Annotated in this window: 12 protein-coding genes; 2 read left to right on the forward strand and 10 right to left on the reverse strand. The window is 64.9% G+C overall.

The window, feature by feature from the left end:
* The first annotated feature begins 174 nt into the window (after positions 1-174).
* Positions 175-1,023 (forward strand): class I SAM-dependent methyltransferase, encoded by an 849-nt coding sequence (locus ASF41_RS24170; RefSeq protein ID WP_162242130.1) that lies wholly within the window; start codon positions 175-177, stop codon positions 1,021-1,023.
* Positions 1,024-1,111: 88 nt separating this feature from the next.
* Here ASF41_RS24170 and ASF41_RS16765 read toward each other — a convergent pair whose 3' ends face one another.
* From ASF41_RS16765 to ASF41_RS16810, 10 genes are all read right to left on the reverse strand, one after another.
* A complete protein-coding gene (locus ASF41_RS16765; RefSeq protein ID WP_056495161.1) occupies positions 1,112-1,609 on the reverse strand; it encodes a hypothetical protein in 498 nt (165 codons plus the stop codon).
* 3 nt (positions 1,610-1,612) lie between these two features.
* Entirely contained in the window at positions 1,613-2,020 is a 408-nt protein-coding gene (locus ASF41_RS16770; RefSeq protein ID WP_056495164.1) for a hypothetical protein, read from the reverse strand.
* Positions 2,020-2,286, reverse strand: coding sequence for a hypothetical protein (locus ASF41_RS16775; RefSeq protein ID WP_056495166.1), 267 nt, complete (start codon positions 2,284-2,286; stop codon positions 2,020-2,022). Before ASF41_RS16775 ends, ASF41_RS16770 begins: the two co-directional genes overlap by 1 nt.
* 4 nt (positions 2,287-2,290) lie before the next feature.
* Complete coding sequence (locus tag ASF41_RS16780) at positions 2,291-3,055, reverse strand: hypothetical protein (RefSeq protein WP_056495169.1); 765 nt, start codon at positions 3,053-3,055, stop codon at positions 2,291-2,293.
* Between the two features lie 75 nt (positions 3,056-3,130).
* On the reverse strand, positions 3,131-3,496 hold the full coding sequence (locus ASF41_RS16785; protein WP_056495172.1) for a hypothetical protein: 366 nt from the start codon (positions 3,494-3,496) through the stop codon (positions 3,131-3,133).
* An 81-nt stretch (positions 3,497-3,577) separates the two neighbouring features.
* Complete coding sequence (locus tag ASF41_RS16790) at positions 3,578-4,855, reverse strand: hypothetical protein (protein WP_056495175.1); 1,278 nt, start codon at positions 4,853-4,855, stop codon at positions 3,578-3,580.
* A gap of 11 nt (positions 4,856-4,866) precedes the next feature.
* Positions 4,867-5,226: a hypothetical protein gene (locus ASF41_RS16795; protein ID WP_056495178.1), complete on the reverse strand. Its 360-nt coding sequence runs from the start codon at positions 5,224-5,226 to the stop codon at positions 4,867-4,869.
* A gap of 14 nt (positions 5,227-5,240) precedes the next feature.
* Complete coding sequence (locus ASF41_RS16800) at positions 5,241-5,645, reverse strand: hypothetical protein (protein WP_056495183.1); 405 nt, start codon at positions 5,643-5,645, stop codon at positions 5,241-5,243.
* A 20-nt stretch (positions 5,646-5,665) separates the two neighbouring features.
* A complete protein-coding gene (locus ASF41_RS16805) occupies positions 5,666-6,544 on the reverse strand; it encodes a hypothetical protein (RefSeq protein ID WP_156653350.1) in 879 nt (292 codons plus the stop codon).
* 57 nt (positions 6,545-6,601) lie between these two features.
* Complete coding sequence (locus ASF41_RS16810) at positions 6,602-6,820, reverse strand: hypothetical protein (protein ID WP_056495188.1); 219 nt, start codon at positions 6,818-6,820, stop codon at positions 6,602-6,604.
* A 220-nt stretch (positions 6,821-7,040) separates the two neighbouring features.
* Between ASF41_RS16810 and ASF41_RS25125 the strand changes: the two genes are divergently transcribed.
* Positions 7,041-7,421, forward strand: coding sequence for a hypothetical protein (locus tag ASF41_RS25125; protein WP_156653351.1), 381 nt, complete (start codon positions 7,041-7,043; stop codon positions 7,419-7,421).
* The last annotated feature ends 79 nt before the right edge of the window (positions 7,422-7,500 follow it).

Consider the following 7,500-nt stretch of genomic DNA (forward strand, 5'->3'; position numbering starts at 1 on the left):
AGAGCGTGAAGGAGATGCCACTGCGCATCCCGCCAGACTCGCAGGACAGGCCTCAAACCGAAACCCCACGCGGACTCAACCGTCAGACCTTAACCACTAGCAGTGCCTCCGCACGGGTGGCTCGATTACGAGTGGCTTCTCCGCAGTCGCGTTTGGCCAAGGATTTTCGGTTCAGTGCCGACGGGTTGGTGGGCTCCTGAAGTTTTCCAGAGCCTGGGTATTCCAACCGGCGGAAAATGGTTGAGCCTCGGCTGTGGCCCAGGTCATGCCGAGATTGCGCTGGCCCGTCAGGGATCTGCTGGGGAAGTGCTGGGCTTGGACCCTTCTGCGGGGTCTATCGCGGTCGCCAATGGACTTGCTTTGGCTGCTGGCATTTCCGACAGAGTTAAATTCGTCGTTTCGGAGATGGATTTCCCGAGATTCGAGCCAAATTCTGTCGACGTCGTGCATATGAATATGTCTTTGCACCACATCAACGATCTCGAATGGATCTTCTCTCAGATCTTTAGTGCGCTACGGCCAGGCGGGTACTTCGTCGCGAATGAATTTGTCGGACCTCGGCGCTTTCAATGGTCTGAACGCCGTCAGAAGAGTGTTGCTGATCTCCTCGCCAGAATGCCGGATCGGCTGCGTCGTGACTACCGCGACAACTCAGTGAAGACACATCAGCCGACTTATTCCGTCGAGTGGTGGTTATCCTGGGACCCGACGGAGTCTGTCAGGTCGGATGACATTATCCCACTGCTTAAAAAGATCGCGCCGAACGCTAAAGTTATCCCTTACGGCGGGAATATCGCCAATCTTCTTCTTGAGAACATTATCCACAATTTCAAATTCGGCAAGACCGAAGATATGGACTGGATGCGCCAAGTCTGGGCTGAGGACGATAAGTCTGAGGCGGATGAGGGCTCGGACTTTGTCTATATTGTTGCGCAAAAATCTGCCGATGGCCGCGAGACCCGCGTTGCAGAAGAGCTTGTCGCCGAATGGCTGACAGAGCGTAGCGCTTCAGCAATCAAGTAAGTGAAGCTCGGCGCAGAACCGACAAAAGGGCGCCCCGGCCAGAGCCAGGGCGCCCAACGACACGCGAGATAAAGGTTTTTTCGTTCGATTAGTGAAGCAGGCCGACCTTCGTCAGGATCACTGATCCAAATGCGCCGACCGCGCTGATGACCGCGCCCCATACCCGGTTCTGGATGCCGTCGACCCGCTTCTCCAGGCCGTCGATGCGCTCGTGGATCGCCTTGTTGTCCTTCTCGATCTCCGAGCGGGGCACGAAGGTCGAAATCGCGGCCATGACGTTGACGTGCCGGGCCTCGGCCGCCTGCTGCGAGGCCTTTGAGACCTCGACCATCGAGTTTTGTCGCTCCTCGATGCGCGCCAGCGCCACCAGGATGCGGGTCTCTGTGCCGCCTTCCGACGGCTGCGGATGGTCGGCCATGGCGTAGGAACTCCTGCGGACGTGCTCCAGGAGGCCTTCACCGAGGCTCGGAGGCTGGGGCGGGGGGATCAGGTGGTCGAGCCGTTCGCCGATCGCCTCAAGGCTGTCGCGGACGTGGGCCGGGTCGCGTCGGCGACGCGGCCGGCGCGGGGAGGCGGAGTCGGCCATGGTTCAGGCCTTCAGCAGGCGGGCCGCGCCGGCCCGCGCCAGCGTGGTCAGGGGCGAGGAGACGAAGAACGCCGTAAGGATCGTCGCCTCAATCGGCACATAGGTCGCGGGCAGATCCTTCACCGGCCAGCCGAGATCGAAGGTCGCCGAGAGGCACAAGGCTCCGAAGTGGAGCGCGGGCGGGATGCCGATGCCGTAGATCAGCCCTTTGAAGGCGGGCGCGATCGCCGCCTTGGCGGAGTTCGCCGCCATCTCAGCCTGGACGATGGAGACTGCGACGTCCTTCTGCGCGTTCTGCCCGTTCTCCAGGGTCTTGAGGATCGGGCCGAGCACGCTGTTGCCGAGCACCTTGATGATGCCCGAGCCGAACAAGCCGGCGATCTTGCCGATGGGGTTGAAGAGCCAGTCCATCAGCGCGGCCCCCGGTCGGTGTCGCAGTCGGGGCGCTGGGCGCGCGCCGCGTCGCGGACGTTCTTTAGGATCGGGATCAGCGCGAGCCGGGCAAGGGAAAGCGCAGCGCCGATCGTGACGCCGAGTCCCTCGTGCCCAGCCGGCAGCAGTGGGGTCCAATCGAACCCGACCAGGGCCGACAGCACGTCGGGCAGGGCGAAGACGACGGCGAGCAGGTAGATCCGCACGCCGGCGAGCCGCGCGTTGGCACGCTTGAGCATATCCATGGGGTCAGGCCTTCCGTGCCAGCGCGTTGTGGATGCCCGAGAACAGCCCGTTGAGCAGGCCGCGCGTGGCGATGCCGGTCGCCTGGGCCCCGGAACGAAGAAGCCCGCCGGTGGGGGCGGGCTCGGGGGAGAGCTTGGGAGAGGAGCCCGCCGTCATCGGCGCCAACGGGTCCGGCGGCTTTGGGGCCGCGGTGCTCGGCTGGAGCGGGACCGAGGAGAGCAGCGCCACACGGAACTGGGCCTGATAACCGGCGATGAGCTTGTCGCAGTCGGTGCCGTTGATGATCCGCCGGGCCCCAACTGGATCGGCCCGGCCCGGCGCGAAGTAGTCCCCGAGCTTCTTGCCGGTGAACCACCCCTCGATCATGCCGTAGAACAGGATCGCGGCGGCCACGTCCGGACGCATCGCGAGCGTCGGGGTCTTCACCAGGTCCTCGGAAGCTTTCAGCACGCCCAGCTGGCGCAGGCGCTTCGTCGCCTTGGCGTAGTTCGCCTCCCAGGTAAGCTGCACGTAGCCCCGTCCCCAGAAGCCGGTGGGCCCGTACTTCCGGCCCTTGCCCCGGCCGAACTCCTCGATGGGGCGCATCGTGCGTGCCGTCTCGTGGAAGGTGGTGGCGAGGCAGTAGGCCGCCGCATCAACCGAAAGCGAGGCCGGGCAGGCGTCGAGGATCGCCCCCATGCCGTCGACATGCGGCTGCGTCAGGTGACCGGCGAACGGCTGCCGGCGCACGGCGTCGAAGAACGCCGCGCGGTCGAGATCCAGAGGCATGGGAGCGGACCCGCACAATAGAAAAAGGCCGCACAAGGCGGCCAGGAGGGGCGACACGTCAGGACGTGGTCGGGCTCAGTGGATCGTCTGAACGGCAGAGGGCCCAGTCGTGTAGGAGGTCTGGATCGCCTGATAGGGCGACAGTTTCACCGTGCAGGGCGTGGCGTTGCAGAGGGTGAGATTGCCGACCCCGTTACCCGCCACAACGACGACCGATACACCGCTGCCGCCGACCAAATTGACAGTGGCCTCCGTCGAGCCGTTCGTGAACGTCCACGGGCTTGCGCCGACCGTAAGCTGAAGCGCACCCACAGGATTGTAGCCGGGGTTGTCGTGGACGACGTTCTGGAAGCCCGTCGCGCTGAAGCCGATCGCCGCCGTGGCGTTGCCCCAGAGCCGGTTGTCGTGGACGTTGATGTAGTTGCCCGAGCCCCCCTGCACCCTGACCCCGATGTTGTTGGTCCGATTGGGGACCGCAACGTTGAAGGGCGAGTAGTAACCGATCGCGTTGTCCGCGATGGTCTAGTGCGAGCACCCCGGGGCTATGTCGACACCGATGTGCCAGCCCGAGATGGTCGTCCCCCGGACCGTCACGTCCTGCGGAGTCGCGTCCGCGCAGAGGACACCCACCCCGGTCTTGCCCGTCGTGGAGGCGATCACGCCGCCATTCCACCGAACGCCCCGGATGCCGGTGTCTATGCCCGGCGGGAGGGTCGTGTTGCCGGATGCGTCGAGCCGGAAACCGTTGGTGTTGATGGCTGACGCGATCTGCGAGGTGTTCGTGATCCAGGAGCCCGTCGCGTCGACGTCGAACACATAACCGCTGGCGGTCGGCACGATCGCGAAGTTGTCGGCCTGGGCACTATCCAGGAAGGTGGAATTGAGCCGGGTCGCCTGAACCGTCTGACCCGCACCCGGCTGGATGAGCAGGTTCGTGCGATTGCTGATGAAGTCGCTGTCCGAAATCACCGTCTCGCCGGTATTCGTCAGCTTGACGGCGAAGGTGGGATACCGGCGGTTGGACGCAATACCGTCGATGAAGTTCGACATGATGATCGCGTGATTGATCCAATTGGCCGGACCAATGCTGTCGTTCTCGACGAGGATGCCTCCGGACCCCGGATTGATCACCCCGTCTGCCATGTACTGCAGCATGACATGGTCGACGGAGGACCAGCCTCCCTGCGCACCCATACGGATGCAGACGAAGCAGTTCCGCATCGAGATGTTGCGGGCAAAGCTGTAGCCGTTGGCGAGGTTCAGCGTGTAGCCCGAGGTCCGGACGCTGTTGGTGTCCGTGGCCACGTGCTCGAAGGCGACGTCGGAGATGCCGGAATACGAGCCCGTGAGCTTGAGGACATCGCCCGTGGCGAACCCTGCCGTGCTGCGAAGCCGCGTGCAGTTCTGGCCGCCGCCCTGGATGTGCAGGTAGGAGTTCGTGATGATCGCTGTCGACGACAGCAGGTAGAGGCCGCAGGCGAGCTTCAGGCGTGCGCCGGTTGCCGGGAGCTTCGCCGCCGCCGCAACGATCGCGGCCGAGACGTCGACCCCGGTATCGGGCAGGACGCCGAGGCTCGACATGGTGAAGTCGGGCAGCTGCGCCGCGCCGTCGAAGACGCCGGTGGTGGGGTTCAGACACCCCAGCGGCACCATCGCCTTGCTGTTCTGGTTCCGAACCGCGAGCTGACGGCACGGCCCGGAGGTCTGGATGCCGATCTCGGGCAGATTGAAGGTCTGAGCCGGGACAGCACTGGAGAGGCCTGCGAGCGCGATGAGCGCCAGGCAAATCTTGCGAAACATGGCAGGTCTCTTCAGTTGGTGAGGGTCGCCGCCTGGGCGAGAATTGCCGTCATCTGCGGATCGGTGAGCCCGAGCGTGTTCTTGGCAAAGACGACGAGGGCGCCGGCGGGCGTCACGAAGGTTGTGTCATTGAAAGCGCGGTAGACCGGGTCGCTGCGATCGGCGGGCACTGCAGCGGCGAGGGTCGACGTCGCCCCCGGGATGAAGGCTTCGAGAGCCGCAAAGAACTGCGCCCTGTCCGGCCCTGGCAGATCGCCCAAGGAGCCGGGCACGATATCGAACCGGAAGGACGTCCCCTCTCGCGTTGCCGCGATGGTCGGCGTCGAGCGCACGTCGATCGGGAAGGTGGGACGGATCGGATAGGAAGGCATCGCGTGCTCCGGGCTCAGGCAAATTCGATCGGTTCGTCGAAGATCTCGGCCGTCTCCGGCCCGATCGTCACCAGGATCCGGACGTCGTAGAGGCCGGGGCGTAAGCCGAGCAGCGATCCGGCGGGGAACAGTGCCTCGACCAGGCCTGGGTTCGAGACGATGAGCGTTGCCGTCGTGAGGGATGCCGAAAGCACCGGGGCCGGCTCGCAGTAGCTATCGGCGGAGCCGAACACGGGTCCGCACCAGGCCCGGTGCTGGACCGGGGGGCGGCGGGTGACGGACAGCACCAGGTCCGAGGCGCGGGAAAAATCGATCAGGCCGGCATCCGAGATGTCGAGGCGATCGTCCGGGGTCGCGCTGCGGAAGACATGACGGAAGCGCCACTGCCCGCGGCGCGAGACCGCGCCGAGCGTGTTCATGTACGAGGGCATCGGCGGGCCTAGAGCTTGATGTAGAAGGTGCCGAGACGGGTCGGCTGCATCGTCCGATGCGGGACGCCGCCATCGGGGTTCGAGATCGGCACGCCGAACGTCTTCGGTCCCCCCGGGTTGGGCGTGGTCTTGTAGTTCGTGGTGGCGGTCCAGACGTTCGGCACCGCGGCGCCGCTACCCTGCTGCACGACTTGGAGCTGGGAGTAGATGACGCCTGTCTGCTCCGGGTAGCTGACATCGACCGTGCCGTCGGGCAGGTCCGCCGGCAGGTTCTTCAGCGAGAGCGCCTCAACGCAGTCCCCGCCGAACCCAGCCGGCGCCTGGGCGTCGAGGAAGTAGGAGAAGCGAGCCGCAACCGTGCCGGTAGTGCCGGCCCCGGCCGGCGCCGACATGGTGATCGTACCGCCGGAGTTTCCGATGACCACGGTCCCGGCCGGTACGCCGTCGGCCTGGATCGCCATGCCGAGCCCGATCCGGCCACCATCATCAACCGTCGCTGTCGCAGAGTTCGACGTGAGGGTGAGCTGAGCCGAAACCTGCAGGCGGTTGGCCGGGGTCGACCCCATGTCGTCGAGGCCGGCGGCGACGAGCCCCTGCATGGTGGGGATCATGATCTGGCGGCCGGATGAGAAGTCTTCGGAGGCCGAGACGCCGCGCCCGCCGACCACGGATGCGACCGCGTCCGGGAAGGTGTTCCAGAGGTACAGGAACAGCGCCTTGGCGCTGGCGTTCGCGAGCTCGGTCGCCCCGGAGCCTGCCCCGCCGATGGTCCGCGCGTTCATCCGGACCCAGCCGGCCTGGATCGAAGCGTCGAGGCGCCATTTGATGTCGCCTGTCGTTGCAACGGCGGTTGGATCTACGGGGGCGTCGGCTGCATCGTCGCTCACGACCGCCTCTCCGAGCCCGTCGTCGTTCCAAAGCGCGTCTCCGTAGGGACCGAGCACCTACTCGCGGTATAGGCCGTCCGGCAGATAGACCCGGGGGAAGCGACCGAATCCGTCCGCCTTCACGGGCTGGGTCCAGGGCGTCTTGAGCGCCGCATCCTTGTAGACCGTCAGCGGTGTCGTGGTCCCGCCCAGGAAGAAGAACACACGGGGGACGAGGAGCGGACGACCGGAATCGTCGAGCACCTGCTGCCGCGAGAGCGGCCAGGAAATCGTCATGCAGGGGTGCTCCGGAAATGCAAAAGCCCCGCGCGGTGGCGGGGCTCTGGGCAGCGCGGCGGGTCGCTCGCGCGCGTCTCGGGACGGTGGTTGTTTCGGGCGGATTGCCTGTGAGGTCAAGAGGACCCAAGACACAGGCAGTAAAAGGCGAGCCGGGCGCTTGTGAAAGCGACCCGGCTCGGTTCATCCTCGGAGATGCAATTCACCCGATGGATGAAGAATGATACTCTGGAAATGGTGGGCTGTCGCCGCCTGCATTGTTGCGTTGTCCGGCTCTGCACATGCTCAGCCCGTAGGGAATGGCCAACAGGGCAATAGCCAAAAGCAAGACGCCCAACCCGAAAAGGCTGAACCCAAAACGCCTCAGACGAACATCCGCAGCCCGGCCATCGAGGCGCAGCGTTCCAACGAGAGCCCGGCTCAAACCAAAGTGTATGAGCCCGATTGCCGGAAGCCCAAGGATCAAACCGAGGCCGATCTGTGCGTACAACGGCGTGTTGCAGATGCCGCCGAGGAGGCTTTGCATTGGACTAAGATCCAGACAGGCGGCGCACTGATCGGCCTCGTTCTCGTGCTCGCGACCCTAGTGGTTAAGGTCTGACGGTTGAGTCCGCGTGGGGTTTCGGTTTGAGGCCTGTCCTGCGAGTCTGGCGGGATGCGCAGTGGCATCTCCTTCACGC

Origin of the sequence: Methylobacterium sp. Leaf111 (assembly GCF_001423285.1) — a bacterium.
Classification (GTDB): domain Bacteria; phylum Pseudomonadota; class Alphaproteobacteria; order Rhizobiales; family Beijerinckiaceae; genus Methylobacterium.

Bases quoted from the DNA above. Each gene is read 5' to 3' on its own strand.
- ASF41_RS16770 (WP_056495164.1), bottom strand. From the start codon at position 2,020: ATGGACTGGCTCTTCAACCCCATCGGCAAGATCGCCGGCTTGTTCGGC.
- ASF41_RS16795 (WP_056495178.1), bottom strand. From the start codon at position 5,226: ATGCCTTCCTATCCGATCCGTCCCACCTTCCCGATCGACGTGCGCTCG.
- ASF41_RS16775 (WP_056495166.1), bottom strand. From the start codon at position 2,286: ATGGATATGCTCAAGCGTGCCAACGCGCGGCTCGCCGGCGTGCGGATC.
- ASF41_RS16810 (WP_056495188.1), bottom strand. From the start codon at position 6,820: ATGACGATTTCCTGGCCGCTCTCGCGGCAGCAGGTGCTCGACGATTCC.
- ASF41_RS16765 (WP_056495161.1), bottom strand. From the start codon at position 1,609: ATGGCCGACTCCGCCTCCCCGCGCCGGCCGCGTCGCCGACGCGACCCG.
- ASF41_RS16790 (WP_056495175.1), bottom strand. From the start codon at position 4,855: ATGTTTCGCAAGATTTGCCTGGCGCTCATCGCGCTCGCAGGCCTCTCC.
- ASF41_RS16800 (WP_056495183.1), bottom strand. From the start codon at position 5,645: ATGAACACGCTCGGCGCGGTCTCGCGCCGCGGGCAGTGGCGCTTCCGT.
- ASF41_RS16780 (WP_056495169.1), bottom strand. From the start codon at position 3,055: ATGCCTCTGGATCTCGACCGCGCGGCGTTCTTCGACGCCGTGCGCCGG.
- ASF41_RS25125 (WP_156653351.1), top strand. From the start codon at position 7,041: ATGATACTCTGGAAATGGTGGGCTGTCGCCGCCTGCATTGTTGCGTTG.